Raw genomic sequence first — 26,960 nt, forward strand, 5'->3', positions numbered from 1 at the left:
CCGCATTTCGCCGTCATATGACCTGACGGTACCTTGGGCCGCTATGTCACTTCGTGGTGTGGTACGGCGTGCCATGGGCAGCCTTGTGCACCGTGTCTGGTCCGCGATCCGCACCGTGGGCGCGGTGAGCGCCACCAGCCCCGCGGGCTACCGCTTCCGCCACATCGGCGAGGGCGCGTGCCTCGCCTTCCCCATGGGGGCCGTCTTCGGCGAGGCCTGGATCGAGATCGGCGCCCACACCCTGGTCGGCGAGCGGGTGTCGATCTCCGCGGGCATGGGCCCCGGCGTCGACCTCGGCCCCGTCTCGATCGTGCGGATCGGCGAGAGCTGCTCGATCGGCAGGGGCAGCCACATCGTGGGACACCAGTCGATCGACATCGGCGACCATGTCTTCACCGGCCCCTACGTGTACATCACCGACCAGAACCACGTCTACGACGACCCGGAGACGCCGATCGGCCGTCAGTGGCCGCGCAACAACCCGGTGGTCATCGGTTCGGGCTCCTGGCTCGGCACCGGCGCGATCATCCTGCCGGGGACCAGGATCGGCAGGCAGTGCGTGGTCGCGGGCGGCGCCGTGGTCCGCGGCGAGTTCCCCGACCACAGCGTGATCGCCGGGGTGCCCGCCCGGGTCGTGCGCCACCACGTGCCGGGGCGGGGATGGTTGCCGCCCCACCTGGACGGCACCTCGGCCGGCCGTGCCGGGACCGTGGCCGCGGACCGGGCCCTCGGCGCGTCGGCCGCACCGGCGGGCTCGACACCGCCGTGACCCCCGCGCCCGGGGCCGGTCCGTCGGCCGTCGGCTGAGAGGCGCCTGCGGGGTCGTCCGCCGGGAGGCGGAGGGACGGTCACCCGCCCGGGGGAAATCGCCGCGCAGCAGGGTGGATTGTGGCGTTTTTTCCTTGTGAGCGACCCGAAGAAGCTCGTAGCTTTCCGGGTGTTCGCCCCGGCTTGACGGATATGGCGGGGATCGTGGAGGGGATTGCGTTGAGCGGAGTTCGTATCGGCCGCAGGCTGCTCGCTGCTGCCACAGGAGGAGTCGCGGCACTGGCCGTGACGGCCGGTCCGGTGACGGCGGCACGGGCGGACGGCGGCGCGCCCGAGGTCGTCGCCAAGGGCCTCGACAGCCCGCGCGGCATCTCCTTCGGTCCCGACGGTGCCCTCTACATCGCCGAGTCCGGTCACGGCGGCAAGGTCAAGTGCGCCATGACCCCCGCCAAGAAGGGGGAGAAGGCGGAGAAGATGTGCTTCGGCCTGACCGGGCGGATCAGCGTCCTGAAGGACGGCAAGACCTCCGTGCTGGTCGGCGGCCTGCCCTCGGCTGCCAGCGGCCCGTTCGCCCTCGGCCCGCACGACGTGGCGTTCACCCCCAAGGGCGACCTGCTGGTGACCGTCGGTTTCTCCGGCGACACCGCCTTCCGTGCCAAGCTCGGCCCCAAGGCCAGGACCCTGGGCACGCTGCTGACCCTCTCCACCAAGGGCAGGCGGCTGTCCTTCGCCGACCTGGCCGCCCACGAGACCAGGCACAACCCGGACCGCAAGGACAAGGGCAGCGCCGTGGACTCCTACCCGTTCGGCCTCGCCCCGCTGCCCGGCGGCGGCGCGCTGGTCACCGACACCGGCGGCAACTCCGTGCTGCGGGTCGACCGCAAGGGCAGGGTCAGCACCGAGGCGGTCCTGCACGCCAGGTCCGTCGCCGCTCCCCCGGCGCTCAAGATGCCCAAGGGCAGCAAGATCCCGATGCAGTCGGTGCCGATGGGCATCGCCAAGGGCCCCGACGGCGCCTACTACATCGCCGAGCACGGCGGATTCCCCAACCCCGAGGGGGCGGCCCGGGTCCTCCGTCTCAAGGACGGCAAGGTCACCACCGCCGCACGCGGCTTCACCACGGCCGCCGACGTGACCTTCGACGCCAAGGGGCGGCTGATCGTCCTGGGGTCCGCCGGACCGCTTCCCGCCAACGGCATGAGCAAGACCACCGTCTACCGCGTCGAGGGTGACGGCACCCGTACCGAGCTTCTCAAGCCCGGCACGCTGACCACCCCCCTCGGCGTGGCCGTAGGCCCCGACGGCGCCGTCTATGTGGCCGACAAGGCCATGGCGCCCGGCAAGGGCGAAATCCTCCGGATCCCCGTTTCGGAGTAGCCCGCGGGAAACAGGCGGGGGCGTGTCCATCACGGACACGCCCCCGCCGCCGTTTCGCCCGGCACCGGAACCCGGCGGGATCCACCGGTGCCCCGAGGACGTTGAATGGGAGGACCGAGACACCACGGAGGCACGATGCTCGCGGCACTGACAGGCCTTGGACTCTCCACCGCGGCGGGGCTGAACGCCTACATACCGCTGCTGGTCGTCGGCCTGCTCGCCAACCTCACCGACCAGGTGCGGCTGCAGCCGGAGTTCGCCTGGCTGGCCAACGGCTGGGTGCTCGCGATCGTCGGCGTGCTGCTGGTCGCCGAGTTCGTCCTCGACAAGGTCCCGGTGGTCGACAGCGTCAACGACATGATCCAGACCGTGATCCGCCCGCTGTCCGGCGGCGTGGTCTTCAGCGCGACCGAGGCCGCGGCCCGGCTCGACGGCTCCGACTGGATGACCCACAACCCCTGGGCCGGCTGGGTGCTCGGCATCGGCGTCGCGCTCGCGGTGCACGTGATGAAGGCGACCGCCAGACCGGTGGTCAACGCCACGACCGCCGGGGTGGGGGCACCGGTGGTGAGCACGATGGAGGACGTGGGGTCTCTCGCCATGGCCCTGGTTGCGATCTTCCTCCCGGTCCTGGTCGTGATCGCGGTTGCCGTGCTCGCGGTGTTCGCCTGGTGGACCGTCCGCCGCCTACGGCGCCGCCGCGCCCTGCGGCGAAGTCCCGTCTGAACCCCGGCGCCCCGAGGCGGACACCGGCGGGGTGCACGGCGAGGTCCCTTCGGCTCCCGGCCGGACCCCGCGCACGTCGCGAACCCCCGTGTGCACGGGCAGGCGGGCTATGCTCGAAACACCTGTTTCCCCCGCCGGGAGGTGATCAAGATCACCACTTTCCTCACCATCGTGCTGGTGCTCATGGTGCTGTTCCTTCTCGCCGGAGGTGTGGGCGTCTACCTCCTGGTCAAGCTCGGCAAGAAGGCCACGAAGAAGGCCAGGAAGGTGACCGAGCGGGTGGCCTCCCAGGTGGCGGCGATGGACCCGGGCCAGGCCGGTGAGACCGAGCGGATGCGCCTGGACCTGCGCAAGGAGGTCTCCCTGACCCGGCAGGCCGTCGACCAGGCGCTCCAGGCCGGATGGGGGCTGGGCGACCTGCCGCGGCTGGTGGCCGAGATCGGCGTGCACGCCGACCAGCTGGACGGCCAGCTCGCGCTCTACGCCCGGCACAGCCGGAACTCCGCCTACGTCGACCACGCCTCCCTCGGCCGTCTGCGCGAGCACCACGCCAAGCTGACCACCTCGTGCGCCAGAATCCGGGCGGACCTGCTCAACGACCAGATGACGCACTCCGCGAACGGCATCGACGACATCCGGGACCGGACCGACCTGGAGATCGAGGCGCGCCGCCGCGCTCCCGACCCCCTGGACGAGATCGACGAGCTCTACCGCCGCACCGCGGTGCCCCGTTTCCCCGACGACGAGCGCCGCTCAGACCACCGCTGAGAGCCTCCGCCGAGACGGGCGGGGCCGTACGACACCCGCCCGTGTTCCGGCGGGCCGGGTCAGGAGACCCCCGCCTCGCGCATGTCGCGGACCTCGCGCTTGAGCTCCTTGATCTCGTCACGCAGCCTGGCGGCCACCTCGAACTGCAGGTCCGCCGCCGCCTGGTGCATCTGCTCGGTGAGCGACTCGACCAGGGCCTCAAGCTGCGCCCTGGGCATCTCCCCCGCGATCGCCCTGGCGTGCTGACCGGCCTGCTTGACCGCGAAGCCGGGGACCGGGGCCTTGCCGCGCGACTGCTGACGGCCGCTGCCCCCGAGGAGCTGGGCGGTGTCGGCGTCCTCCCGGTTGAGGGAGTCGAGGATGTCGGCGATCTTCTTGCGGAGCGGCTGGGGGTCGATGCCGTTGGCCTCGTTGTAGGCCGTCTGCTTGGCCCGGCGCCGGTTGGTCTCCTCGATCGCCCGCTCCATGGAGGGGGTGATCCGGTCGGCGTACATGTGGACCTGGCCGGAGACGTTACGGGCCGCGCGGCCGATGGTCTGGATCAGCGAGGTCTCCGAGCGCAGGAAGCCCTCCTTGTCGGCGTCGAGGATGGCCACCAGGGAGACCTCCGGCAGGTCCAGGCCCTCACGGAGCAGGTTGATGCCGACCAGCACGTCGTACTCGCCCAGCCGCAGCTCTCGCAGCAGCTCGATGCGGCGCAGCGTGTCGACCTCGCTGTGCAGGTAGCGGACCCTGATGCCCAGTTCGAGCAGGTAGTCGGTGAGGTCCTCCGACATTTTCTTGGTCAGCGTGGTGACCAGGACGCGCTCGTCCTTCTCCGCGCGGGTCCTGATCTCGTGGACCAGGTCGTCGATCTGCGACTTCGTGGGTTTGACGACCACCTCGGGGTCGACCAGGCCGGTCGGCCTGATCACCTGCTCGACGACGTCGCCGCCGGAGCGGCCCAGCTCGTAGGAGCCGGGCGTCGCCGAGAGGTAGACCGTCTGGTCGATCCGCTCCAGGAACTCCTCCCACTTCAGCGGGCGGTTGTCCAGGGCGGAGGGCAGCCGGAAGCCGTGCTCGACGAGCGTGCGCTTACGGGAGGCGTCCCCCTCGTACATCGCGCCGATCTGCGGGACCGTCTGGTGCGACTCGTCCAGCACCAGCAGGAAGTCCTCGGGGAAGTAGTCGAGCAGGGTGTTCGGCGCGCTGCCCGGGGATCGGCCGTCCATGTGCCGCGAGTAGTTCTCGATGCCGGAGCAGGTGCCGATCTGGCGCATCATCTCCAGGTCGTAGGTGGTGCGCATGCGCAGCCGCTGGGCCTCAAGGAGCTTGCCCTGGCGCTCCATCCGCTGCAGGCTCTCTGCCAGCTCGGCCTCGATGTCCCGCACGGCCCGTTCCATCCGCTCGGGGCCCGCCACGTAGTGGGAGGCGGGGAAGATGTAGAGCTCCTCGTCCTCGGTGATCACCTCACCGGTCAGCGGGTGCATGGTGGACAGCTTCTCGATCTCGTCACCGAACATCTCGATCCGTACGGCGAGCTCCTCGTACTTCGGGATGATCTCGATCGTGTCGCCCCGCACCCGGAAGGTGCCGCGGGTGAAGGCCAGGTCGTTGCGGGTGTAGTGCATGTCGACCAGGCGCCGCAGCAGCGTGTCGCGCTCGATCTCCTGACCGACCTTCAGGGCGGTCATCCGGTCGACGTACTCCTGGGGGGTTCCCAGGCCGTAGATGCACGAGACCGAGGCGACCACGACCGTGTCGCGGCGGGTCAGCAGCGAGTTGGTCGCGGAGTGGCGCAGCCGCTCGACCTCCTCGTTGATGGAGGAGTCCTTCTCGATGTAGGTGTCGCTCTGCGGGACGTACGCCTCCGGCTGGTAGTAGTCGTAGTAGGAGACGAAGTACTCGACCGCGTTGTTGGGCAGCATCCCCCGCAGCTCGTTGGCGAACTGCGCGGCGAGCGTCTTGTTCGGCTGGATGACCAGGGTCGGCCGCTGCAGCCGCTCGATCAGCCAGGCGACCGTGGCCGTCTTGCCCGTGCCCGTCGCGCCCAGCAGGACGGTGTCCTTGTCACCCGCCCTCACCCGCCGCTCAAGCTCGGCGATCGCGGCCGGCTGGTCGCCGGAGGGGGTCATGTCGGTGACGACCTCGAAGGGGGCCACCTTGCGCTGCAAATCTGTTACCGGCCTCACCTCACCCACTGTAGGACGCCCCACCGACATTCCCGTCCCCTCTCCGGGAACCCCGTAGGGCACGGCGTTCAGCACCCGTTCAATCGGCTGTCAAGCCATCCGCAAGCCACATGTTCTTTACTGGCATCCCTGCAGGCAATCACAAAGCGTGATATATCGGGCTTTCGGACAAGACCCACGGAGGTGTGATGTCGCGGCCAAAAGAGGCCATCCAGGCGGCGGTCGCGGCCGCCCAGGCGTACGGCCAGGGCGGAGACCTGCGCCAGATCGCCGGGCAGGTCGCAGGCCAGCTCACCGGTCAGGTGACGGGACAGGCAGGGGAACAGGGCTTCACGCTCAACCCCACCGACTTCCTCGCCGCGCGTGAGCAGGGCGCGTCCGTCGGCACGCTGATCGAAGCCCGCAGCGCCTCACTGAACGAGGCCGGGGAGATCGTCAACCGCAGCTTCAGCGGCAGCGGCCAGAACGGCGAGGCGGTCCACGTGATCTCCCCCGTGGTGATCCCCAAGAGCACCACGGCACGGGTCGTCATCCCTCTGGTCGTCCTGGCGGGACTCGGCCTGGTCGGCCTGATCGCCAACGGCCTGCCCGAGGGCGCGCGGGTGCTGTTCGGCCCGCACTACTGGGCCGTCCTGGTGCTGGCCGCGGCGTTCCTGTGGTGGCGGCGCAGCGTCGTCATGGTCCCCGAGGGCTGCAAGGCGCTGATCACCAAGTTCGGCAAGCTCGTCCAGATCGCCGAACCCGGGCGGGTGACGCTGCTCAACCCGTGGAAGCGGGTCAGCTACATCGTCAACACCACCCGTGAGTACCCCTTCAACGCCCCCATCCGCGAGGCCCCGACCCAGCAGGGCGTCAAGGCGAGCGTCGACCTCTTCCTGCAGTTCCGGATCGAGGACCCGGCCGAGTTCATCTTCGTCCTCGGCTCGGTCGGCGGCTTCCAGGCCAAGCTGCAGAACGCGATCAGCGAGGTGACCCGCTCCCTCATCTACGCCCAGCGCGCCGAGGACATCTACGACCTGGTCGGCGAGAGCACCCTGGGCATGCTGGACAGTCTCAACCAGCAGTTCCTGCCCGCCGTACGGCTCACCGACGTGAACATCACCCACGCCGAGCCCTCCAGCCAGGAGTACCGGATGGACCTGGCGGCGCCGGAGATGATCAGGGTCGCCAAGGAGGCCTACACCTACGAGTACGAGCTGCAGCTGCGCAAGGAGCAGAACGAGGGCGACCTGGTCAAGGAGCTCGCCGGGCTGCAGGAGCAGCTCTCGGCCATCCACGCGGAGATCGCGGGCTACCAGGCCCGGATGGACACCGCTCTGGAACGCGCCTCGAACCAGGCCAAGGCCCAGGCGGGCCAGCGGCTGGTCGAGGCCGAGTCGACGGCGAAGGCCAACGCGGCGCTGCTTGAGGCCCAGGCGCTGGACATCAGGGCGCTGAGCGCGGCGCAGGCGCCGGAGATCCTGGACCACCGCTTCCAGCAGGACCTGCTCGACAGGCTCGAATCCGTCGCCGCCCACCTGCCCCGCGTGGTGCAGGTCGGTGAGACGACGGACATCGACCTGCTCGCCCTGGCCGGGCAGCTCGTCGGCGGCGGGGAGGCCCGGCTGTTCTCCGAGGCGGACACCGCCGCGATCCGGGCGCGGATCACCGAGATCAGCCGCCGTGTCGAGGACCGCGAGGCCGAGATCACCGCCCTGCTCAGCCAGGACGCGGGCCAGGAGACCGGTCAGGGCGCCGACCAGGGCGCCGGCCGGGAAACCGCCCAGGTCACCGATGGGGAGCCCGCGCACGCCCCGCACGCCGTACCGCCCGCCGCGCAGGAAGACGCCTGAAGATGAGCAGAGAGTTCTCCAAGATCAAGGAATCGCTGGCCTCCTGGTCGGAGATCCGCCAGCTGCTGCGCGGCGGCGAGTCCGGCCAGATCGTCCCGGTCGTGATCCCCAAGGACCGCAGGGGTTTCGCCTGGGTCGCACTGCTGATGTTCGCGCTCTACCTCGTGGGCACCGCTCTGCTCGGCGGTGGCGGCGTCCTGTCCGCCCTGGCCGCCGTGGGCGCGGTGTTCTTCCTGCTGACCGCCCTGGTCTGGCTGTGGCGCAGGGCCATCGTCGAGATCGAGGAGGGCACGACCGGCGTGCGCAGCCGGTGGGGGGCGATCGTCGGCACCCTGCCCCCCGGCCGTCACTACCTGTGGCTGCCCTGGGACCGGGTCGACGCGGTCGTGGACACCTCGACCGAGATCCCCTACTCGGCGCCGATCGCGGCCTGCCCGACGGCGGAGAACGTGCCGCTGAAGTCGATCGAGTTCTTCCTGAAGTTCCGCATCGTCGATCCGGTCGCCTTCGTCAGGACGATCGGGGCGGGCAACTTCGACCTCGTGCTCAGCAGCGCCGTACAGGACGCCATCCGCCAGCGCAGCCGCAGGGTCCACACCGAGCGGGCCTACGACCTGCGCGGCTCCGACGTGGGAGACATGCAGGAGCTGCTGACCCGCCAGCTCGGCAGGTACGGCGTGCGCATCACCGGCGCGAACATCCCCGACGTGCAGCTGCCCGACCAGTACCAGCAGCACCTGGCGACCCGGGAGAAGGTCGCCAAGGAGCTGTCGGCCTTCGAGCGTGAGTGGGAGCTGACCCGCAAGCGCCGCATCGACACCCTGCTCATGGAGATCGAGCGGGCCAAGAAGACCAGGGACGCCCGTATCGTCGAGGTCAGGGCCGCGGCCAACACCGCCCGCAAGGACGTCGCCCGCATGCTGGAGGAGCACGAGACGCAGGCCCAGCGGGTGCGCTGGGAGATCGAGGCCAGGGGCAGGGCCGAGCTGACCTCGGCGGAGAACGAGGCCAAGGGGCTGCGCAGGCTCGCCGACTCCTACCGTGACAACCGCGCCGTGCTCCAGTACGAGCTGGCCCGCCGCCGTCTCGACGTGGGCGCCAAGCTCGCCGAGAACGCCCCCCGCCCGATCGTCGTGCGCACCGGCGGCGCCTCAGGCGAGACCTCTCCGCTGGCCACCCTGCTCCTCGCCCAGCTCCTGCCGCAGCTCAGCGCGGACGGCGGCGCGGGGAACGGCCAGGCCAAACCGTCCGTTGAACCCAACTGAAACATCTCAACCCCGGGAGTCCCCCAATGGTGTTCCGTAAACTCATGGCCGCCTTCGGCGCCGGCGTCGAGGTCGACACGGTGCTGCTGAACTCCAACGTCCGCCCCGGCGAGACCTTGCGCGGACAGGTCAACTTCCGCGGCGGCGGCTCCGACTACCGGGTGGAGGGCATCTTCATCGACTTCACCGCAGTCGTCGAGGTCGAAAGCGGCGACAACGAGTACAAGACCACCTACAGCTTCCTGCGCCAGCAGATCACCGGTTCCTTCCACCTGGCCGCGGGAGCGCCGCAGTCGGCCCCGTTCGAGATCCCCGTCCCGTGGGAGACCCCGATCAGCGCCATCGGCGGCCACCCGCTGCGCGGCATGCAGCTCGGTGTCTCCACCGAGCTGTCCCTGGCCGGGGCGCTGGACAAGGGCGACCTCGACGCGCTGTTCGTCAACCCGCTGCCCGCCCAGGACCACGTGCTCGGCGCGCTCGACAACATGGGCTTCCGCTTCAAGAAGGCCGACCTGGAGCGCGGCACGCTGCACGGCTCCCGGATGCCGTTCTTCCAGGAGATCGAGTACTACGTCGGCCCCGAGTACTCCCGGCACTTCAGCGAGCTCGAACTGACCTTCATCGCGGGCCCGCGGGCGGTGGACGTCATCCTGGAGGCCGACAAGCGCGGCGGCTTCCTGACCTCAAGTCACGACACCTACAACCGGTTCACGGTCCACTACGACGACCACCCCGGCCAGGTGGAGCAGTCGCTGCGCGCGGGCCTGCACTCGATGGCCCAGCGCCGCGGCTGGTTCTGACCCGCCTTTCACGGCTGCGCCCCGGCGGCCGCCTCCCGCCGCCCGGGGCCGCTCCCCCGCCCCCCACGCCGCACGGGCGCGCCACCCCTCGCCGTGACGTCCCTCACGGCGAGGCCGCGCCGGGGCCGCGGTACATCCGCCGCAGCCAGGCGTCGTAGCGGCGGCCCGAGCCCGCCCGGTAGTCGTGTCCCCGGTAGACGGCGAAGGCCTCGCGCTTGATCTCGTGTTCGGCGGGGGTGAGGTTGGGGGGCAGGGGCAGCGTGGTGTAGCCCCGGTAGACGACCACCCTGACGCCCGGCGGGGCGGCCGCCGCCGCGAACCTCGCGGCGGCGATGTGGTCGGGGTGGTCGGCGACGCCCGGCGGCGGGTCCGGATCGAGGGTGTTCAGCACCGAAGGCCGGAAGACCCGCATCAGCCCGCGGAGCGCCTCCAGGACGTCGGAGCGGGACAGGCAGACGGAGGGCCTGGTGAAGGGGCGCACGCAGCTCAGGTCCCCTGAGGCGGCCCACAGGCGGCTCAGGGCGCTCCTTCCGCCGTCCGCCCTGGGGTCGCCGCCGTCGGGCAGTCCGGCGAAGACGAGCCGGACCTGTGGCCGGTCCGCCAGCGTGTCCACCTCGGCCCGGATCCTGCCCACGGTCATCAGGTTCCGCCGCCACCGGTCACGAACCCCGGCGGCCCAGGCGTAGGCGGCCCTGACCCCCCGCTGCCTGTCGATGCTGTACCGCCTGGGCGGGTGCCCGTCGCCGACCCCCGCCGTCCCCTCCCCCGCGGTGAGATAGACGGTGACGGTGCTCGCGCCACGCGCGAGCAGCCTCAACAGGTCGGGGCTCATGAAGAGCAGGTCGTCGTCCGGATGGGCGGCGATCTGGAGGTGGAGGCCCTCGGGCGTCCCGCCGGACATCAGGCTTCCCGGCCCGGGCAGGCCGGGGCTCGGCGACAGCAACGGCGCGAGGAGAAGAACGACGGCCGTCACGGCCGCCATGATCCCGCCCACACCTCGAACGCCCCGCACGTCGCCCCCCGCCGCCGCCGATGAAAGTAACTCGACGGTAAAGGAGCGGATCCCCCGGCCACCTGAGCCGATTGGACGATTTACGGTAAGGCGTCCTCATCCAAGAGGATCGTCCTTTCTCGTCCCATAGGCGGAGCCCAGCCGTACGCCCTCGCGCTCAGGCCTTCGCGCGTGCGGCCAGATCGGCCCACAGAGCCTCCACCCGGGCCTCCAGCTCCTCCAGGGATCCCTCGTTGGGCACCACGACGTCGGCGGCCCTCAGCCGCTCCTCACGGCTCGCCTGGGCGGCGATCCTGGCCCTGACGTCGGCCTCGGTCATGCCGCGCAGCGTCAGCAGCCGTCCGGCGCGCGTCTCGTCGGCCGCGTCGACGACCACGACCACGTCGTACATCGGGGCGAGGTTGTTCTCGACCAGCAGCGGCACGTCGTAGACGACGATGGCGTCCTCGTCCGCCTGACTCTGCAGCTCGGCGACGCGCTCCCCGACCAGCGGGTGCACGACGGCGTTGAGGGAGGCCAGTTTCTCGGAGTCGGCGAAGACGATCGAGCCGAGCCGTCCCCGGTCGAGCGAGCCGTCCTCGCGCAGGACGTCCGGCCCGAAGATCGCGACGATCCGTTCCAGCCCCTCGGTTCCCGGCTCGACCACCTCACGGGCGATCATGTCGGCGTCGATCACCATGGCGCCCCTGGCGGCCAGACGCCGTGACACCTCGCTCTTGCCGGAACCGATCCCTCCGGTGAGCCCCACCTTCAACATGGTCCGCAGAATACGCGCCGCTACCGCTGCCTGCGCAGGTGGACCAGGGTCAGGTGGTCGCTCATCCGCTCCCGGTGGGTCTCACGGTAGCCGCGCCGGCGGTAGAGCCGCAGGTTGCCCTCCGACAGGTGCCCGGTGAACAGGTCGAACGCCAGGGCGGAGCCCATCTCCCCGTGAAGGGCGTCCAGCAGGGCGCCGCCGACACCCCCGCCCTGCAGGTCGGGCGCGACCACCAGGCGGCCGACCAGGCAGGTGGTGCCGGACATCTGCCCGCGAACCGCCCCGGCGATCCGTCCGTCCCGCCTGGCGACGAGCACGACACCGGTCCGTATCGCCCGCTCGACCTGCTCGGCGGACTCGACCAGAGGCGGGATGAACGGATCGCCGTAGAGCTGGGCCTCGCTCACGTACGCGGCCCGCTGGACCGTGAGGATCTCTCCCGCGTCCGCGGGGGCCGCCCGCCCGATCATGGTCACCCGCCAACCCTAGCGTGACCGGCGACGGGTGAACCCGGCCCCCGGCACCGGACAGGCCGGGAGCGCGCCCCGGGCGGACCGGCGGGAACGAAAAAGGGCCCCGCCTGAGCGGGGCCCTTCCTCGGATCTTCAGATCGCCACATCAACCACTGGAAGAGGTCAGCTCTGACCGCCCGCGAGCTTCTCCCGCAGGGCGGCGAGAGCCTCGTCGGAGGCAAGAGCGCCCGCCGCCGGAGCGGAGGAGCTCGAACCGGAGGCCGGGGTCTCGCCCGAGTAGGAGGTGGGGGCTGCCTCGCCCGCCTCCGCCTCGGCCTTGCGGGCCTCCTCGATCTGACGCTTGTGCGCCTCGAAGCGGGTCTGGGCCTCGGCGTACTGCCGCTCCCACTCCTCGCGCTGGCGGTCGAAGCCCTCAAGCCACTCGCCGGTCTCGGAGTCGAAGCCCTCGGGGTAGATGTAGTTGCCCGAGTCGTCGTAGGTCGCCGCCATGCCGTACAGCGTGGGGTCGAACTCGACGTCGGCGCCCAGCGCGCTCTCGTTGGCCTGCTTGAGCGACAGCGAGATCCTGCGGCGGTCGAGGTCGATGTCGATGATCTTCACGAAGATCTCGTCGCCGACCTGGACGACCTGCTCGGGGATCTCGACGTGGCGCTCGGCCAGCTCGGAGATGTGGACCAGGCCCTCGATGCCCTCCTCGACGCGGACGAACGCGCCGAACGGCACCAGCTTGGTGACGCGGCCCGGCACGACCTGGCCGATCTGGTGGGTGCGGGCGAACTGCTGCCAGGGGTCCTCCTGCGTCGCCTTGAGCGACAGCGAGACCCGCTCGCGCTCCATGTCGACGTCGAGAACCTCGACGGTGACCTCCTGGCCGACCTCGACGACCTCGGAGGGGTGGTCGATGTGCTTCCAGGACAGCTCGGAGACGTGAACCAGTCCGTCGACGCCACCGAGGTCCACGAAGGCACCGAAGTTGACGATCGAGGACACGACGCCCTTGCGGACCTGGCCCTTCTGGAGGGTGTTGAGGAACGTCTGGCGAACCTCGGACTGGGTCTGCTCCAGCCAGGCACGGCGGGACAGGACCACGTTGTTGCGGTTCTTGTCCAGCTCGATGATCTTGGCCTCGAGCTCACGGCCCACGTAGGGCTGCAGGTCGCGGACCCGGCGCATCTCGACCAGCGAGGCGGGAAGGAAGCCGCGCAGACCGATGTCGAGGATCAGGCCGCCCTTGACGACCTCGATGACGGTGCCGGTGACGATGCCGTCCTCGTCCTTGATCTTCTCGATCGTGCCCCAGGCGCGCTCGTACTGGGCGCGCTTCTTGGACAGGATGAGACGGCCTTCCTTGTCCTCCTTCTGGAGGACAAGGGCCTCGACGTGCTCGCCAACCTCGACGACGTCCGCCGGGTCGACATCATGCTTGATCGAGAGCTCACGCGAGGGGATGACGCCCTCGGTCTTGTAGCCGATGTCGAGCAAAACTTCGTCTCGATCGACCTTGACGACGGTGCCCTCGACGATGTCGCCGTCGTTGAAGTACTTGATGGTCAGGTCGATCGCTGCGAGGAACTCTTCCTCGGAGCCGATGTCGTTGACCGCTACCTGCGGGGTGCTCGAGGTGGCCTCAGTGCTGCTCGTCATGTGTGGAATTGCTCCGAACGCGGACAGATGTCGATGTGGCGAACACGCGGCAGGCCTCTTATCGTTCAGCCGGGAATCCACCGGCCTGATCGAGCGCGAGCCCACTCGGTCCGAGACACACGCGAGCCCACAGCGCAGCGATCAGCATATGAGAACAGACGAGCCTGGTCAATCCGGTAGCACGACACACCGATGACAAAGCCATGGCTCAACGCCGTCAGTAGGCATTGATCCGCTGCTTCCACTGCGGGCTGATATTACCCCGAAGTTCCCGTGGAACGGAGATGCGTTCGGGATCCCCGTCGGCCGTGTACCGCTTGCCCGGGTGCTTGTTGAGCCACTCCAGCCAGTACTGCGAGCACCACTTACGGCATTCGCCCTTCTTGCCGTTGCTCTGGACCCGCTGGATCGCCCGCCAGTCGTAGTCCTTGGTGAACGGCGAGACCGACGGCTGCGCGCCGGCCAGGAAGACGCCCTTGAAGGCGAAGGAGGTGCCGTCCCACTTGCCCTTCTGGACGGTCGACCGTTTGCGCGGCATGGCGCCGAACGGCAGCGCCAGCGTGTCCGGGGTGCCCGCGCCGTACTTGGCCAGCATCCGCTGGACGCGGACGAGCTGCTCGGCGACCCGCTTCTTCGACAGGCCCGGCAGGTAGGGGTGGTCCCAGGTGTGGTTGGCCACCTCGAAGCCGCGCGAGGCCAGCCACCGCACCGCGTTCTCCTGGGCGCGCGCGTCCCGCAGCCCGAAGGGCTGATGATTTACCCAAAATGTCGCGACAGGCCGAAAATCTGGGTACTTCTTGGCCACCTGATAGATGATTCCGACCGCGGTGTCCTTGAGCGGCACGCCCGCCTTGTCGAGCGCGAAGTGGCTCGGGTGACCGTCGTCGAAGGTCAGCACGACCGGGTGCTTGCCCGCCGGGACACGGATGTCGCCGGTGACGAACTCGTGCGCGGTGATCGGCACGTAGCCGTCCCTGGCCAGCCGCTCCATCTCCTGGCGCACCTGGGCGGGGGTCCTGTCGATGGAGGCCAGCCGCTTCTTCTGGATGCGGTGGTACATCAGCACCGGGACCACTCCGGCCTCGTTGGCCTTGACCTGCCGGGCGAACTCCGGCGAGGCCACCACCGGCGGCGGCAGCTCCGCGGAGGGCAGCGTGACCGCGGGCGAGGGGCCGGGCGACGGCGGCGGGGAGGGGGTCTGGGCGGGCGGTGTCACCGGCGGTGTGCTGAGCGGCGTCGCCGTACCCGCCAGTGAGACGGAGGTCGGCGCCGCGTCGGGGCGCACCAGGAGCACCACCACCGCGGTGATCACAACCACCACGTTGGCGAGCATGATGATCTGCGTCAGTGGCGCTGAACTCCGCACAAAACTCCCGTACCCATCGAGATCTCGACTGGATTACCACCCTAGAACAGACTCGGGCAGGCCGGGCAAACAACCAATGATCTACCTGGTCACCACTGGGTGTCCGCACGGGAACCACATCGTGACGACGCCCGCCCCGCGGAACGTCGCGGGGCGGGTGCGGAGGATCGAACCGGGAAGGCGGCCCTCAGTGGCCCGCGTCCTCCCAGGTGCGGCCGACCCCGACGGAGACCTCAAGGGGGACGCGCAGCGAGTAGGCGGCGTTCATCCGGTCGACGACCAGCTCACGCAGGGTCTCCAGCTCTCCCGGCGCCACCTCGAACACCAGCTCGTCGTGGACCTGGAGCAGCATCCGCGAGCGCAGAGCGGCCTCCTTGACCGCGTCGTGCACACCGAGCATGGCGACCTTGATGATGTCGGCCGCCGACCCCTGGATCGGCGCGTTGAGCGCCATCCGCTCGGCCATCTCCCTGCGCTGCCTGTTGTCGCTGTTGAGGTCGGGCAGGTAGCGGCGGCGGCCCATGATGGTCTCGGTGTAGCCGTCCTGCCTGGCCTGGACGACGATCGCGTTGAGGAAGTCGCGGACGCCGCCGAACTCCTCGAAGTACTCGTCCTTGAGGGCCCTGGCCTCCTGCACCGGGATGCCGAGCTGCCCGGAGAGCCCGAAGTCGGACAGTCCGTAGGCGAGGCCGTAGTTCATCGCCTTGATCTTGGCCCGCATCTCACCGGTGACCTGCTGGGGCTCGATGTCGAAGACCCGCGCGGCGGTCGCCTGGTGGAAGTCGTGCCCGGACTCGAAGGCCGCGATCAGCGACGCGTCGCCGGACAGGTGGGCCATGATCCGCAGCTCGATCTGGCTGTAGTCGGCGGTCAGCAGGGTCTCGTAGCCCTGGCCGACCACGAAGCCCTGCCGGATCCTGCGGCCCTCGGCGGTGCGGATCGGGATGTTCTGCAGGTTGGGCTTCTCCGAGCTGAGCCGCCCGGTGGCCGCCATGATCTGGTTGAACGTGGTGTGGATCCGGCCGTCGTCGGCGATCTCCTTGATCAGCCCCTCGACCGTGACGCGCAGCTTGGCCTGGTCACGGTGTCTGAGCATGATGGCCGGCAGCTCGTGGTCGGTCTGCGTGGCCAGCCAGGCCAGCTGTTCGGCGTCCGTGCTGTAACCGGTCTTGATCTTCTTGGTCTTGGGCAGCCCGAGCTTGACGAACAGGATCTCCTGGAGCTGCTTGGGCGAGCCCAGGTTGAACTGCTCCCCGACGGCGGCGTGCGCGGCGTCGACGGCCTGCTTGACCGCGGCGCCGAACTCGGCCTCCAGGCCGCTGAGGTAGGGACCGTCCGCGGCGATCCCGGCCCGTTCGAGCTCGGCCAGGACCGTCACCAGGGGCAGCTCGACGTCGCCCATCAGGTGGGTGCCGCCCCGTGGTTCGAGGAAGTCCTCAAGGGCGTCGGCCAGCTCCCGCACGGCCATGGCCCGCAGCCCGAGGTCGTGGGCGGCGTCGGTCTCCTGGTCGTCGAACAGGCTGGCCTGGCCGCTGTTGTCCTCCTCCCCGCGCAACTCCCGGCGCAGGTAGACCCGGACGAGGTCCTCAAGCGGGAACGAGCGCTGGCCGGGCATCGCCAGGTAGGCCGCCAGCGCCGTGTCGCTGGTCAGCCCGCGCAGGTCCATCCCCTGGGCCCACAGCGCCAGGATCAGCCCCTTGGCGTCGTGCACGGCCTTGGGCCGCGACGCGTCGCACAGCCACTCGCGCAGCGCCGCCTCGTCGGCCTCGGTGAGCGTCGTCTGGTCGATGAAGGCCGCGCCGCGCCCGCCGTCGCCGGGCGCGGCGATCGCGACGCTGTCGACCCGCCCGGTGCCGCTGCCGTGGGAACCCCGGAAGGCCAGGCCCGCCCGGCCCTCCGGCATGGCCCGCAGCCAGGGCCCGACCTCGTCCGGCCCGAGCACGACCGTCTCGACCTCGAAGCCCTCGCCCGTCTCCGGCTCGGCCGAGGAGAGGGTCTTGAACAGCCGGTCGCGCAGCTCGCCCCTGAACTCCAGCGTGTCGAGGATCTTGTCGATCTCGGCGCGCTCGCCCTGGCCGACCGTCAGCGCCGTGACCTCGGCTTCGAGCGGGACGTCCCGGGTGAGCTGGGTGAGACGGCGGTTCAGCAGGACCTGGTCGAGGTGGTCGCGCAGCTTGTCCCCGACCTTGCCCTTGACCTCGTCGACCCGGTTGACCAGTTCCTCCAGCGAGCCGAACTCGCGGATCCACTTGGCCGCGGTCTTCTCGCCGACACCGGGGATGTTCCTGAGGTTGTCGCTGCTGTCGCCTCTGATGGCCGCGAAGTCGGGATACTGGGCGGGGGTGAGCTCGTACTTCTCCAGCACGGCCTCGGGCGTGAACCTGGTCATGTTGCTGATGCCGACCCTGGTCATCAGCACCGTGATGCGCTCGTCGACCAGCTGGAGCGCGTCGCGGTCACCGGTGACGACCAGCACGTTCATGTCCTGCGCGGCGGCGCGGGTGGCGAGCGTGGCGATCAGGTCGTCGGCCTCGTATCCGGCCAGCGACAGGTACGGCACGCGCAGGGCGTCGAGCATCTCGTGGATCAGGCTCATCTGGCTGCGGAAGCTGTCCGGGGCCGCGCTGCGGTTGGCCTTGTACTCCGGGTACTCCGTATGCCGGAACGTCGGCTCTGACCGGTCGAAGCAGACCGCCACGTGCGTGGGCCGCTCGTCACGGAGCACGTTGACCAGCATGGAGGTGAACCCGAAGACGGCGTTGGTCGTCTGCCCCGTCGTGGTGGAGAAGTTCTCCTCGGGCAGGGCGTAGAAGGCCCGGTATGCCAGGGAGTGTCCATCCAGCAGCAGCAGACACGGACGCGAGGGGGTCGCTTCGTTCTTCGGCACAGGGGAAGCCTAGTCTCCTGATACGACAGAAAACGCTGGTCCCGCGACAAGGAGACGCCCCCTTGACCATGACAGACCCACAGGAAGTCGCCCGGATCCTCGAAGAGACCCTCGGCGGCGCCGGTGGCGCGCTCGTCGAGCGGATGGGCATCGAGCTGACCGGGGCCTCCCCCGAGCGGGTCACGGGCCGCATGCCCGTCGAGGGCAACACCCAGCCGTACGGCCTGCTGCACGGCGGGGCCTCATGTGTGCTGGCCGAGACCCTGGGCTCGATCGGGGCGGCCCTGCACGCGGGCCAGGGGCGTGTCGCGGTCGGCATCGAGATCAGCGCCACCCACCACCGCGCCGTCAGCTCCGGCCACGTCACCGGCGTCGCGACCCGGGTGCACGGCGGCAGGAGCGTGGCGACCTACGAGATCGAGATCACCGACGAGCGGGGCCGCAGGGTGTGCAGCTCACGCCTGACCTGCATGCTGCGCGACGCCTGAACGGGAACTCACCGGTTTTCGATCATTACCCGACCTCCCCTTTTTGCACTCTTGCCACAGGAGTCGCTACGGTGGGTGACATCGATGCCCGTGGGGGAGCCGAGTAGAAAACGCGCAGGGTCGGGGAAGTCCTGCGCGGCGCCAAAGGCTCTCCCCGGGCTCGTGTTCGCTCGGCCCCGTACGGCCCGCCCCGGGCCCTTCCGGGCTCGGGCCGTACGGGGCCGAGGGTCACACGTCGGTGTGCGTGGGGTCGAGCACCCGGCGCAGGAAGCTCCTGGTCCGTTCGTACCGGGGTGAGCCGATCACCTGGTCCGGGGGGCCGTCCTCGACGATCACGCCTCCGTCCATGAAGACCACGCGGTCGGCCACGTCCCTGGCGAAGGCCATCTCATGGGTGACCACGAGCATCGTCATGCCCTCCTCGGCCAGTTTGCGCATGACCGTGAGCACGTCGCCGACCAGCTCCGGGTCGAGCGCGGAGGTCGGTTCGTCGAAGAGCATCAACGCGGGGTTCATGGCCAGCGCCCTGGCGATGGCCACCCGCTGCTGCTGGCCGCCGGACAGCTGGGCCGGGTAGAAGGCCGCCTTCTCCAGGACGCCGACCTTCGCCAGGTGCTCCCTGGCGATCCGCTCGGCCTCGGCCGCGCCGCGCCTGAGCACCCGCCGCTGGGCGATCATCACGTTCTGCAGCACGGTCATGTGCGGGAAGAGGTTGAACTGCTGGAAGACCATGCCGACACGGCGCCGGGCCGCGTCGATGTCGACGTCGGGGTCGGTCAGTTCGACGCCTTCGAGCACGACCTTGCCCGAGGTCGGCTGCTCCAGCAGGTTCACGCAGCGCAGCAGCGTCGACTTGCCCGACCCGGAGGGGCCGATGACGCACACCACCTGGCCGGGGTCGACGGCGAAGTCGATCCCCCTGAGCACCTCCAGCCTGCCGAAGCGCTTGTGCAGGTCCCTGATCTCGACCGCGTGCGCCACGGGGGCGGCCGCCTGGGTCGTCGGCTCGGTCATCGCCGTCCCCTCCCCTGCCGTCTCTCCAGCCGGTTCGCGAGGTAACCCAGCGGGATCGTGACGAGCAGATACGTGATGCCGACGACCAGGATGGGCGTGGCGTTGGCGTGTGTGGAGGCCAGGTCGTTGCCGAACTTGGTGAGCTCGACGTACTCGCTGGTCACGCCGAGGAACAGCACCAGTGAGGAGTCCTTGAGCAGGGACACGAACTGGTTGGTCGTCGGCGGGATGACGATCCGCACGGCCTGCGGGATGACGATGCTGACCGTGGCGCGGGTGTGGGACATGCCCAGCGAGCGCGCCGCCTCCATCTGGCCCTTGGGAACGGCCTGCAGGCCCGCGCGCAGCGTCTCGGCCATGTAGGCGGACCCGACGACCGTCAGGCCCAGGATGCCCTGCCCGTAGGTGTCGCCGGGCACCTGGAAGCCGGGCAGCGCCTGTGGCAGGAACAGGATGAGCAGGAAGATGAGCAGCGCGGGCAGGCCCCGGAAGACCTCGATGTAGGCGATCGCGAGCCATCGGTACGGCAGCACCGACGACATCCTCATCAGGGCCAGCAGCAGGCCGAACAGGAAGGCGAAGACGAAACCGCCGACCGAGTAGATGATCGTGTTCTTCAGCGCGACCGTGATCACCTCGGGCCACGCCTCGGCGGCGATCTCCGGCTTGGCGAAGTTCTGCGCCAGACTGTTCCAGTCGATGCGCAGGACGAGGAACACGGCCACGGCGACCAGCACGGCGTACTGGACGGCCCGGCTGACGCGTTGTCTCTTTCGCGGACTGAGCCGGGTCCTGCGGGCGCGCCCCGCCGGACCCGGTTTCTCAGCCGTCGTTGACTGGTCGGTCATGGATCAGCCGAGCTCTCCGGGCTTCTTACCGAACCACTTGACGTAGAGCTTCTCGTAGGTTCCGTCCGCCTTGGCCGTGGTGATCGCCTCGTCGACGGCCTTGAGCAGCGCCGGGTCGGCGCCCTTCTTCAGGCCGATGCCGTACTGCTCACCGGTGTCCAGGCTGGCGAGCAGCTCGAACTTGTCGGCGATCTCCGGCTTCTTCAGCCAGGCCAGCACGACCGGCAGGTCCTGGACGATCACGTCGACCTGGCCGGACTGCAGGCCGAGCAGCTCCTTGGGCGAGTCCGCGAACTCCTTGGGGTCGAAACCGTTCTTCCTGACGTACTCCAGGCCCGTGGTCGAGGCCTGCGCGCCCAGGCGCAGGTTCTTCGCCTTGACCTCCTCAAGGGTCTTGATCCCGATGCCCTTCTTGCCGAGCAACGCCTGGGTCGCGTCGAAGTACGGAACGGAGAAGTCGATGTTGGCCTTGCGCTCGGGCGTGATGGTCATGCCCGCCGCCGCCACGTCGCACTTGCCCGCGGCCATCGCCGCGCCGCTCTTGATGACGGCGAAGTCGATGTCGACGACGTCCTGGGTCAGGCCGAGCTTCTTGGCCGCCAGGTCGACGATGTCGATGTCGAAGCCGACGGTCTTGTCCCCTTCCTTGAACTCGAAGGGCTCGTAGGGAAGGTTCGTGCAGGTGGTCAGCTTGCCAGGGTGGACCACCTTCACGCCGCCCTCCGAGGGGGCGCTCGCGGAGGAACCTCCGGTGTTCTCGGTACCGCAGGCCGCGAGGCCGAACGTGCCGGCGACCACCACCGCCCCCGCCGCGAGCACACGACGGGAAACAAAACTCAGGCCCACAAGGCCTCCTTCGGTCAGAGTCACATCGTGGACAGTTACCTCCGGGTAATACTGCCCACCCGTACGGACGTATGGATCACCGCTACAACACGATTCGGACAACAACCCCTTTCGGCGCCACCATGATCGGTATCATGCCCCACCAGGCCCTTGACACCTTCGGACGCCGAGTGGTCAACACTGCCACCCAATACGGTCCGGGACAGGAAATCACCAAGCCACAAAACGGTGCAAATATTCTATCTTCGCACTTCAGGTGGGGTAAAGGCCGCTACGAAACTCCCCGAATCCATGGGGAAAGTACATTGAGGAACAGCCCACGCCTCGGTTACCTTGCCCGGTGTGCGCAACCTCCCAAAGACGTTGACCGGTGCCGTCCTGGCCACCGCGCTCCTCACCGCGTGCTCGGGGCAGCCCTCCGCGGCCCCCTCCCCCTCGCCCACCCCCACCTACCAGCTGACGCCCCGCCCGGTACGGCCGGGCGAGCACCCGGTCACCGCCGCGCCCGTGACGGACGGCGACATCCGCTTCCAGGTGATCGGCCTGCAGACCGGCCTGAGCGGGTTCGTCGGCAGCCACGGCGAGTGGCAGGCCAAGGGCCAGTACGTGGTCGTGCGGATCGTCGCCGAGAACCCGGGCCGCACCAACTCCCGCTTCGTCGCCGGCCGCCAGCGGCTCCTCACCGCCGACGGCACGGCCCACGCCGTCGACAGGTTCGCCCAGGCCATCAAACGCCAGCCGGACACCCTCCCGCTCGGTGCCGAGGTCAGGATCGAGATGGACCTGTGGTTCGACGTCCCCAAGGACGCGAAGATCACCGGCGTCCGCCTGTACGGCGACCCGCCCCTCGGCGTCGGCGGCACCACCCAGGGCGCGACCGTCCCCCTGGGCTAGGCCGGGCACGTCCTCGCCGCACGCGCGCGGCGAGGACGTGGAACCCTTCCTAGGCCTCGTGCCCGAGCCCGCCGCCCAGGTAGGCGGCCTGCACGTCGGGGTCGTTGAGCAGGTCGGCGGCGGGCGCGCTCTTGACCACCTTGCCGGTCTCCAGGACGTAGGCCCGGTGGGCCAGCTTCAGCGCCTGCTGGGCGTTCTGCTCGACCAGCAGCACCGTGGTCCCACGGCGGTTGATCTCCTCGATGATCGAGAAGATCTGCTGCACCATCAGCGGCGCCAGCCCCATCGACGGCTCGTCGAGCAGCAGCACCTTCGGCTTGGCCATCAGCGCGCGCCCGATGGCCAGCATCTGCTGCTCACCGCCGGACATCGTGCCGCCCATCTGCGTCCTGCGCTCGGCGAGCCTCGGGAACAGCTCGTAGACCTCGGCCAGGTCCGCGTCGAAGTCACCGGAACGGGTGTAGGCACCCATGAGCAGGTTGTCGTGCACCGTCATACCGGGGAAGACCCCCCGGCCCTCAGGCGCCTGCCCCAGGCCCGCCAGGACCCTCTTGTGACCCGGCATCTTGCTGATGTCCTGGCCGTCGAAGACGACGCTGCCCGACGTCAGGCCACGCAGACCGGAGATCGTCTTCAGGGTCGTGGTCTTGCCCGCCCCGTTCGCGCCGATGAGCGTGACGATCTCGCCCTCGTTCACCTCGACCGAGATGCCCTTGAGCGCCGCGATCTTTCCGTAGTGGACGTGGATGTCCTTGACCTCAAGAAGCATCTGCGGGAGCCCCCAAATACGCCTCGATGACCCGGGGGTCGCTCCGCACCTCGTCCGGCAGGCCGTCGGCGATCTTCTGGCCGAAGTCCAGCACCGCGATACGGTCGCTGATGCCCATGATGAGGCTCATGTCGTGTTCGATGATGAGAATCGTCCGCCCCGCGTCGCGGATGTCGCGGATCAGCTGCTGCAGGGCGACCTTCTCCGCCGGGTTCATACCGGCGGCGGGCTCGTCGAGCAGCAGCAACTTCGGGTTGGTCGCCAGCGCGCGGGCGATCTCCAGCCTGCGCTGGTCACCGTAGGGCAGGTTCTTGGCGTGGTCGTTCGCCCGGTGCGAGATGCCGACGAAGTCGAGCAGCTCCATCGCCAGCGCGCGCCCCTCACGCTCCGCCCTGCGGTGCGCGGGAAGCCCGAGAGCCACGCTCAGCATGCCCGAACGGTGGTGCGCGTCCGCGCCCACCATGACGTTCTCCACAGCCGTCATGTTGTGGAACAGCCGGATGTTCTGGAACGTACGGGCGACGCCCCGCTTGGTGATCCTGAAGCGCTTGACACCGCTGATCCGCTCGCCCTGGAAGAGGACCTGCCCCTCCGTCGGCTGGTAGACCCCGGTCACCACGTTGAAGACCGTGGTCTTGCCCGCGCCGTTCGGACCGATGAGAGCGAAGATCTCCCCCTCGCCGATGGTCAGATCGACCTCGCGCAGCGCCGTGACGCCGCCGAACCGCATGACAAGACCCTGCAGTTCCAGCATCGCTCGGCCACCGCGCCCACCGGCCGTCCCGCTCACCTCGGTGCTCATCGGGAGGCCACCTCCTCACCATGCGACTCGGGACCGGACACCTCTGCGCCGAGGCTTCCCATCCCGCCCGATCCCTCTTGCAGCTCCGCCTTGCGTTGACGCGAGGGCAGCAGCCCCTCGGGCCGGAAGATCATCAGAGCGACCAGCACCGCGCCGAAGATCAGCATGCGGTAGTCCTGCAGGCCACGGAAGCGCTCAGGCAGCCACGCCACGACGAACGCGCCGAGGATGACACCCGGCAGGTTGCCCGCGCCGCCCATGACCACCGCGGCCAGGATCGTCGCGGACAGCAGGAACTGGAAGTCGTTCGGGTTGATCGAGATGGCCTTGGCCGCCCACAGCACGCCCATCGCGCCGCCGATCGAGGCACCGATCGCGAAGGCGAGCATCTTGAAGCGGAACGTCGGCACACCCATGACCTCGGCCGCGTCCTCGTCCTCACGGATCGCCGCCCAGGCCCGTCCGACCCGGCTCTTCTCCCAGCGCTTCACCAGGATGATCACGATGACCGCGAGCGCGACCAGCAGGTAGTAGTAGGGCCGCGGGTCGAGCACGCCGTACTTGAAGATCGCCACGTCACCGATCGTGATGTCGGGGAAGCTCGGCGGGTGCGGGATGCCGCGGACGCCGTTCGGGCCGCCGATCGCGTCGGTGTTACGCGCCGTGATCCGGATGATCTCACCGAAGCCCAGCGTGACGATCGCCAGATAGTCGCCGCGAAGCCGCAGCGTCGGAGCGCCCAGCGTGATGCCCGACAGGGCGCACAGCCCGATGCCGACGACCAGGATCAGCCAGAAGTTCCAGCCGAGCCTGGTGCCGATCAACGCCATCGCGTAGCCGCCGACCGCGTAGAACGCGACGAACCCCAGGTCGAGCAGGCCCGCCTGACCGACGACCACGTTGAGCCCGATGGCCAGCACCACATAGGTGCCGATCGGGAAGAACAGGATGCTCGCCCAGTCCGTGTAGGGCGACATGAACGAGCCGATGCTCTCCGAGGGCAGCAGCAGCGCCCCGACGATCAGGAGAACGTAGACGACCCAGCGCTGCCAGCCCGGCGTGTTCAGCCAGCGCTCGTGTACGGCGTCGCCGTACTGGCTGAGCCTGTGACGGAAATCTGCCAGTGAATTCTTCTGGTTCATGCGCGCGCCTGCTGGAGTGATTCACCGAGGATTCCGGTGGGGCGGAACATCAGGACCAAGACGAGGATGCTGAAGGAGATCACGTGCTTCCAGTCGGAGCCCGCGAAGATCGCCCCGTAGTTCTCCACGAGGCCGAGCACCACACCGCCCACCAGAGCACCGCGCAGGTTGCCGATGCCGCCCAGGACCGCCGCGGTGAACGCCTTGATCCCGAAGAGGAAGCCGATGTAGTAGTACGTGTTCTCGTACGAGATCAGATACAGCGCCCCGGCCACACCGGCCATGCCGCCGCCGATCAGGAACGTCATCCGGACGATCTTGTTGATGTCGACGCCCATGAGGACCGCCGCCTCCGGATCCTGCGCGGTGGCGCGGATACCACGGCCGATCTTCGTACGGTTGACGAGGGCGTCAAGGGCGATCATCATGCCGACCGCCGCCACGATCACCAGCACCTGGTCCGCCCGGACCGAGTGGCCGAAGATCGAGAAAAGCTCGTTCCGTTCCATCAACCGGGGAAGGCCCATCTGGATGCGGCCTTGCTGCGGGCGGTTGAAGACGTTCGGAATCACCAGGAGCGCGAACAGCTCCTGCAGGAAGATCGAGGCACCGATGGCCGAGATGAGCGCCGCGAGGCGGGAGGCCCCACGCTTGCGCAACGGCCGGTACGCGATCCGCTCCAGCGCCACCGCGGTTCCCGCGGAGGCGAGCATCCCGGCCACGACCATCAGCAGGATCACCCCGGCCAGCGCGATGCCGGTCAGGGGTGAACTTATGCCGAACACGAACGGGACGAACATCGCGCCGAAGGTCCCGATCATGAACACTTCCGAGTGCGCGAAGTTGATCAGACGCAGCACGCCGTACACCATGGTGTAGCCGAGCGCTATCAGGGCGTAGATCGAACCGAAGGCCAGGCCGTCGATTGTGGCCGGCCAGAACTGATTGATGAAGTCATTGAGCACTAGGGTTTACCACTTCTAGCGGGGGTCGCCTGCACTGCCGGTAGCACACCGCTTCCAGCAGAACCTCGTGGACTCTGGTGGAAGTACACAGAAAGCGGGACCGCGCTTCGGCGATCCCGCTCCCCGTGCGCCAACTACCTTCTCTTCTCGCGGTCCGTCCCTAGCCCAGCTTGGCCTCGGTGGCCTTGCCCAGCAGCGTGATGGCGCCGCCCTTGACCTGGTAGATGTAGATGTCCTTGGCGACGACCTCACCGTTGTCGCCGAACTTCACCTGCTTGGAGACACCGGCCAGGTCAACGGTCTTGATGAACTCGTTGATCTTGTCGGTGGTGGTGTTGCCCGCCTTGACCGCCTCGACGAAGACGGACGCGGCGTCGTAACCCTCAGAGGCGTAGATCGCCGGGTCGGCGTTGAACTTCGCCTTGTAAGAGTCGGCGAAGCTCTTCACCTTCGGGTCGGTGACATCGGGGGTGGCGATGTAGCAGGGGCAGCCGACGAGGGCGCCCTCGGCGTTCTGCGCGCCGGCGCCGTCGATGAGGCCCTTGTCCAGCGAACCGTCGCCGGAGAAGAACTTCGCGTCCTTCACGCCCTTGTCACGCAGCTGCTTGAGCAGGTTGCCGCCCGCCGCGTAGTAACCACCGAAGAAGATCGCGTCAGGCTTGGCCGCCGCGACCTTGTTCACCACCGAGGAGAAGTCGCTCTCGGCCGGGTCGAGTGAGTCGTTGGTCAGCTTCACACCCTTGGTGCCGAGCTGCGTACGGACCGCGTCGGCCAGCGGCTTGCCGTACTCCGACTTGTCGTCGATGACGAAGACGTTCTTCGCACCCGCCGCACCCGCGATGAAGTCCGCGATACCGGGACCCTGAACGCCGTCGTTCGGCAGCACACGGTGCCAGAACTTCCAGCCGTTCTCCGCGAGCTTGGCGTTCGTCGCCGAGGCCGTGATGCTCGGAACACCCGCTTCTTCGAGCACCGGCGCGACCTGCGCGGACTCACCGGAGAACGCCGGGCCGATCAGGCCGGCGACCTTGTCGCTCTTGATGGCCTGCTGCGCCAGCGCGACGGCCTTGGAGGCGTCACCCTGGCTGTCGTACTTGACCAGCTCGATCTTCACAGCCGGGTTCGTCTTGTTGTACTCGTCGACGACGAGGTTCGCGCCGTTCCACGGCGGAATGACGATACCCGCGTTGGCGCCGGTCAGGTCACCCATGAAACCGATTTTGACGGTCCCGGCAGCGGAGTCGGCGGAACTGGAGCCACCGTCCGACTGCGGGGTCCCAGAGCCACTGTTACCACAAGCAGCGAGACCGAGGGTGAGCGCCACACCGGCAGCGAGCACTCCACCG

Annotated in this window: 24 protein-coding genes; 9 read left to right on the forward strand and 15 right to left on the reverse strand. The window is 68.9% G+C overall.

The window, feature by feature from the left end; all coding sequences use genetic code 11:
• The first annotated feature begins 43 nt into the window (after positions 1 to 43).
• The 4 genes from ACFOYY_RS13210 (at position 44) to ACFOYY_RS13225 (ending at position 3,639) form a co-directional block, all read left to right on the forward strand.
• On the forward strand, positions 44 to 769 hold the full coding sequence (locus ACFOYY_RS13210; RefSeq protein WP_386189941.1) for an acyltransferase: 726 nt from the start codon (positions 44 to 46) through the stop codon (positions 767 to 769).
• A 218-nt stretch (positions 770 to 987) separates the two neighbouring features.
• Positions 988 to 2,145, forward strand: a complete 1,158-nt coding sequence (locus tag ACFOYY_RS13215) for a ScyD/ScyE family protein (protein ID WP_386189942.1) — start codon at positions 988 to 990, stop codon at positions 2,143 to 2,145.
• A 135-nt stretch (positions 2,146 to 2,280) separates the two neighbouring features.
• Complete coding sequence (locus ACFOYY_RS13220; protein ID WP_352009091.1) at positions 2,281 to 2,871, forward strand: DUF4126 domain-containing protein; 591 nt, start codon at positions 2,281 to 2,283, stop codon at positions 2,869 to 2,871.
• Positions 2,872 to 3,012: 141 nt separating this feature from the next.
• The gene (locus ACFOYY_RS13225; RefSeq protein WP_362771598.1) at positions 3,013 to 3,639 is read left to right on the forward strand and encodes a hypothetical protein; all 627 of its coding nucleotides are present in this window, start codon (positions 3,013 to 3,015) and stop codon (positions 3,637 to 3,639) included.
• Positions 3,640 to 3,698: 59 nt separating this feature from the next.
• Here the strand turns inward: ACFOYY_RS13225 and uvrB are convergent, their stop codons facing one another.
• Positions 3,699 to 5,810, reverse strand: a complete 2,112-nt coding sequence (gene uvrB / locus ACFOYY_RS13230; RefSeq protein WP_352009089.1) for an excinuclease ABC subunit UvrB — start codon at positions 5,808 to 5,810, stop codon at positions 3,699 to 3,701.
• A gap of 188 nt (positions 5,811 to 5,998) precedes the next feature.
• On the opposite strand from uvrB, the gene ACFOYY_RS13235 reads away from it, so the two are divergent.
• The 3 genes from ACFOYY_RS13235 to ACFOYY_RS13245 are packed head-to-tail and all read left to right on the forward strand — an operon-like array spanning position 5,999 to position 9,707.
• Positions 5,999 to 7,642, forward strand: coding sequence for an SPFH domain-containing protein (locus ACFOYY_RS13235; protein ID WP_352009088.1), 1,644 nt, complete (start codon positions 5,999 to 6,001; stop codon positions 7,640 to 7,642).
• Positions 7,643 to 7,644: 2 nt separating this feature from the next.
• Entirely contained in the window at positions 7,645 to 8,907 is a 1,263-nt protein-coding gene (locus ACFOYY_RS13240) for an SPFH domain-containing protein (RefSeq protein ID WP_352009087.1), read from the forward strand.
• 26 nt (positions 8,908 to 8,933) lie between these two features.
• Positions 8,934 to 9,707, forward strand: a complete 774-nt coding sequence (locus tag ACFOYY_RS13245; protein WP_352009086.1) for a sporulation protein — start codon at positions 8,934 to 8,936, stop codon at positions 9,705 to 9,707.
• Positions 9,708 to 9,810: 103 nt separating this feature from the next.
• Here ACFOYY_RS13245 and ACFOYY_RS13250 read toward each other — a convergent pair whose 3' ends face one another.
• The 6 genes from ACFOYY_RS13250 to polA form a co-directional block, all read right to left on the reverse strand.
• Positions 9,811 to 10,680, reverse strand: coding sequence for a PIG-L family deacetylase (locus tag ACFOYY_RS13250; RefSeq protein ID WP_386189943.1), 870 nt, complete (start codon positions 10,678 to 10,680; stop codon positions 9,811 to 9,813).
• 196 nt (positions 10,681 to 10,876) lie between these two features.
• Positions 10,877 to 11,476, reverse strand: a complete 600-nt coding sequence (gene coaE, locus ACFOYY_RS13255) for a dephospho-CoA kinase (protein WP_362771591.1) — start codon at positions 11,474 to 11,476, stop codon at positions 10,877 to 10,879.
• Positions 11,477 to 11,496: 20 nt separating this feature from the next.
• Positions 11,497 to 11,946 (reverse strand): GNAT family N-acetyltransferase, encoded by a 450-nt coding sequence (locus tag ACFOYY_RS13260; protein ID WP_352009464.1) that lies wholly within the window; start codon positions 11,944 to 11,946, stop codon positions 11,497 to 11,499.
• A 165-nt stretch (positions 11,947 to 12,111) separates the two neighbouring features.
• Positions 12,112 to 13,593, reverse strand: coding sequence for a 30S ribosomal protein S1 (gene rpsA, locus ACFOYY_RS13265; RefSeq protein ID WP_352009083.1), 1,482 nt, complete (start codon positions 13,591 to 13,593; stop codon positions 12,112 to 12,114).
• A gap of 217 nt (positions 13,594 to 13,810) precedes the next feature.
• Positions 13,811 to 14,959, reverse strand: a complete 1,149-nt coding sequence (locus ACFOYY_RS13270; RefSeq protein WP_352009082.1) for a polysaccharide deacetylase family protein — start codon at positions 14,957 to 14,959, stop codon at positions 13,811 to 13,813.
• 187 nt (positions 14,960 to 15,146) lie between these two features.
• A complete protein-coding gene (polA, locus tag ACFOYY_RS13275; RefSeq protein WP_352009081.1) occupies positions 15,147 to 17,846 on the reverse strand; it encodes a DNA polymerase I in 2,700 nt (899 codons plus the stop codon).
• Between the two features lie 68 nt (positions 17,847 to 17,914).
• Here polA and ACFOYY_RS13280 point away from each other — a divergent pair, with 68 nt between their 5' ends.
• Positions 17,915 to 18,334: a PaaI family thioesterase gene (locus ACFOYY_RS13280; protein ID WP_362916463.1), complete on the forward strand. Its 420-nt coding sequence runs from the start codon at positions 17,915 to 17,917 to the stop codon at positions 18,332 to 18,334.
• A gap of 228 nt (positions 18,335 to 18,562) precedes the next feature.
• On the opposite strand, the gene ACFOYY_RS13285 is transcribed toward ACFOYY_RS13280, so the two are convergent.
• From ACFOYY_RS13285 to ACFOYY_RS13295, 3 genes are read right to left on the reverse strand one after another with little or no spacing between them, the layout of a single operon-like run.
• Complete coding sequence (locus tag ACFOYY_RS13285) at positions 18,563 to 19,348, reverse strand: amino acid ABC transporter ATP-binding protein (RefSeq protein ID WP_352009079.1); 786 nt, start codon at positions 19,346 to 19,348, stop codon at positions 18,563 to 18,565.
• Positions 19,345 to 20,196: an amino acid ABC transporter permease gene (locus ACFOYY_RS13290; RefSeq protein ID WP_362771587.1), complete on the reverse strand. Its 852-nt coding sequence runs from the start codon at positions 20,194 to 20,196 to the stop codon at positions 19,345 to 19,347. The genes ACFOYY_RS13285 and ACFOYY_RS13290 overlap by 4 nt, the downstream gene beginning before the upstream one ends.
• Positions 20,197 to 20,199: 3 nt before the next feature.
• Entirely contained in the window at positions 20,200 to 21,042 is an 843-nt protein-coding gene (locus ACFOYY_RS13295; protein WP_352009077.1) for an ABC transporter substrate-binding protein, read from the reverse strand.
• A 342-nt stretch (positions 21,043 to 21,384) separates the two neighbouring features.
• Here ACFOYY_RS13295 and ACFOYY_RS13300 point away from each other — a divergent pair, with 342 nt between their 5' ends.
• The gene (locus ACFOYY_RS13300; RefSeq protein WP_386189944.1) at positions 21,385 to 21,936 is read left to right on the forward strand and encodes a DUF4352 domain-containing protein; all 552 of its coding nucleotides are present in this window, start codon (positions 21,385 to 21,387) and stop codon (positions 21,934 to 21,936) included.
• 49 nt (positions 21,937 to 21,985) lie between these two features.
• Here ACFOYY_RS13300 and ACFOYY_RS13305 read toward each other — a convergent pair whose 3' ends face one another.
• The 5 genes from ACFOYY_RS13305 to ACFOYY_RS13325 form a co-directional block, all read right to left on the reverse strand.
• A complete protein-coding gene (locus ACFOYY_RS13305) occupies positions 21,986 to 22,705 on the reverse strand; it encodes an ABC transporter ATP-binding protein (RefSeq protein WP_352009075.1) in 720 nt (239 codons plus the stop codon).
• On the reverse strand, positions 22,695 to 23,507 hold the full coding sequence (locus ACFOYY_RS13310; RefSeq protein WP_362771583.1) for an ABC transporter ATP-binding protein: 813 nt from the start codon (positions 23,505 to 23,507) through the stop codon (positions 22,695 to 22,697). Before ACFOYY_RS13310 ends, ACFOYY_RS13305 begins: the two co-directional genes overlap by 11 nt.
• Positions 23,504 to 24,649: a branched-chain amino acid ABC transporter permease gene (locus tag ACFOYY_RS13315; RefSeq protein WP_352009073.1), complete on the reverse strand. Its 1,146-nt coding sequence runs from the start codon at positions 24,647 to 24,649 to the stop codon at positions 23,504 to 23,506. Before ACFOYY_RS13315 ends, ACFOYY_RS13310 begins: the two co-directional genes overlap by 4 nt.
• The gene (locus ACFOYY_RS13320; protein ID WP_352009072.1) at positions 24,646 to 25,614 is read right to left on the reverse strand and encodes a branched-chain amino acid ABC transporter permease; all 969 of its coding nucleotides are present in this window, start codon (positions 25,612 to 25,614) and stop codon (positions 24,646 to 24,648) included. Before ACFOYY_RS13320 ends, ACFOYY_RS13315 begins: the two co-directional genes overlap by 4 nt.
• A 160-nt stretch (positions 25,615 to 25,774) precedes the next feature.
• Positions 25,775 to 26,953 (reverse strand): branched-chain amino acid ABC transporter substrate-binding protein, encoded by a 1,179-nt coding sequence (locus tag ACFOYY_RS13325; RefSeq protein ID WP_386190054.1) that lies wholly within the window; start codon positions 26,951 to 26,953, stop codon positions 25,775 to 25,777.
• Positions 26,954 to 26,960: the final 7 nt, after the last annotated feature.

The sequence above is a fragment of the Streptosporangium jomthongense genome, assembly GCF_042650425.1.
Taxonomy (GTDB): domain Bacteria; phylum Actinomycetota; class Actinomycetes; order Streptosporangiales; family Streptosporangiaceae; genus Streptosporangium.

Excerpts from the sequence above, each read along its gene's own strand:
- ACFOYY_RS13210 (WP_386189941.1), top strand. The coding sequence starts at position 44 with ATGTCACTTCGTGGTGTGGTACGGCGTGCCATGGGCAGCCTTGTGCAC.
- ACFOYY_RS13220 (WP_352009091.1), top strand. The coding sequence starts at position 2,281 with ATGCTCGCGGCACTGACAGGCCTTGGACTCTCCACCGCGGCGGGGCTG.
- ACFOYY_RS13235 (WP_352009088.1), top strand. The coding sequence starts at position 5,999 with ATGTCGCGGCCAAAAGAGGCCATCCAGGCGGCGGTCGCGGCCGCCCAG.
- ACFOYY_RS13240 (WP_352009087.1), top strand. The coding sequence starts at position 7,645 with ATGAGCAGAGAGTTCTCCAAGATCAAGGAATCGCTGGCCTCCTGGTCG.
- ACFOYY_RS13245 (WP_352009086.1), top strand. The coding sequence starts at position 8,934 with ATGGTGTTCCGTAAACTCATGGCCGCCTTCGGCGCCGGCGTCGAGGTC.
- coaE (WP_362771591.1), bottom strand. The coding sequence starts at position 11,476 with ATGTTGAAGGTGGGGCTCACCGGAGGGATCGGTTCCGGCAAGAGCGAG.
- ACFOYY_RS13260 (WP_352009464.1), bottom strand. The coding sequence starts at position 11,946 with ATGATCGGGCGGGCGGCCCCCGCGGACGCGGGAGAGATCCTCACGGTC.
- rpsA (WP_352009083.1), bottom strand. The coding sequence starts at position 13,593 with ATGACGAGCAGCACTGAGGCCACCTCGAGCACCCCGCAGGTAGCGGTC.
- ACFOYY_RS13280 (WP_362916463.1), top strand. The coding sequence starts at position 17,915 with ATGACAGACCCACAGGAAGTCGCCCGGATCCTCGAAGAGACCCTCGGC.
- ACFOYY_RS13285 (WP_352009079.1), bottom strand. The coding sequence starts at position 19,348 with ATGACCGAGCCGACGACCCAGGCGGCCGCCCCCGTGGCGCACGCGGTC.
- ACFOYY_RS13290 (WP_362771587.1), bottom strand. The coding sequence starts at position 20,196 with ATGACCGACCAGTCAACGACGGCTGAGAAACCGGGTCCGGCGGGGCGC.
- ACFOYY_RS13305 (WP_352009075.1), bottom strand. The coding sequence starts at position 22,705 with ATGCTTCTTGAGGTCAAGGACATCCACGTCCACTACGGAAAGATCGCG.
- ACFOYY_RS13310 (WP_362771583.1), bottom strand. The coding sequence starts at position 23,507 with ATGAGCACCGAGGTGAGCGGGACGGCCGGTGGGCGCGGTGGCCGAGCG.
- ACFOYY_RS13315 (WP_352009073.1), bottom strand. The coding sequence starts at position 24,649 with ATGAACCAGAAGAATTCACTGGCAGATTTCCGTCACAGGCTCAGCCAG.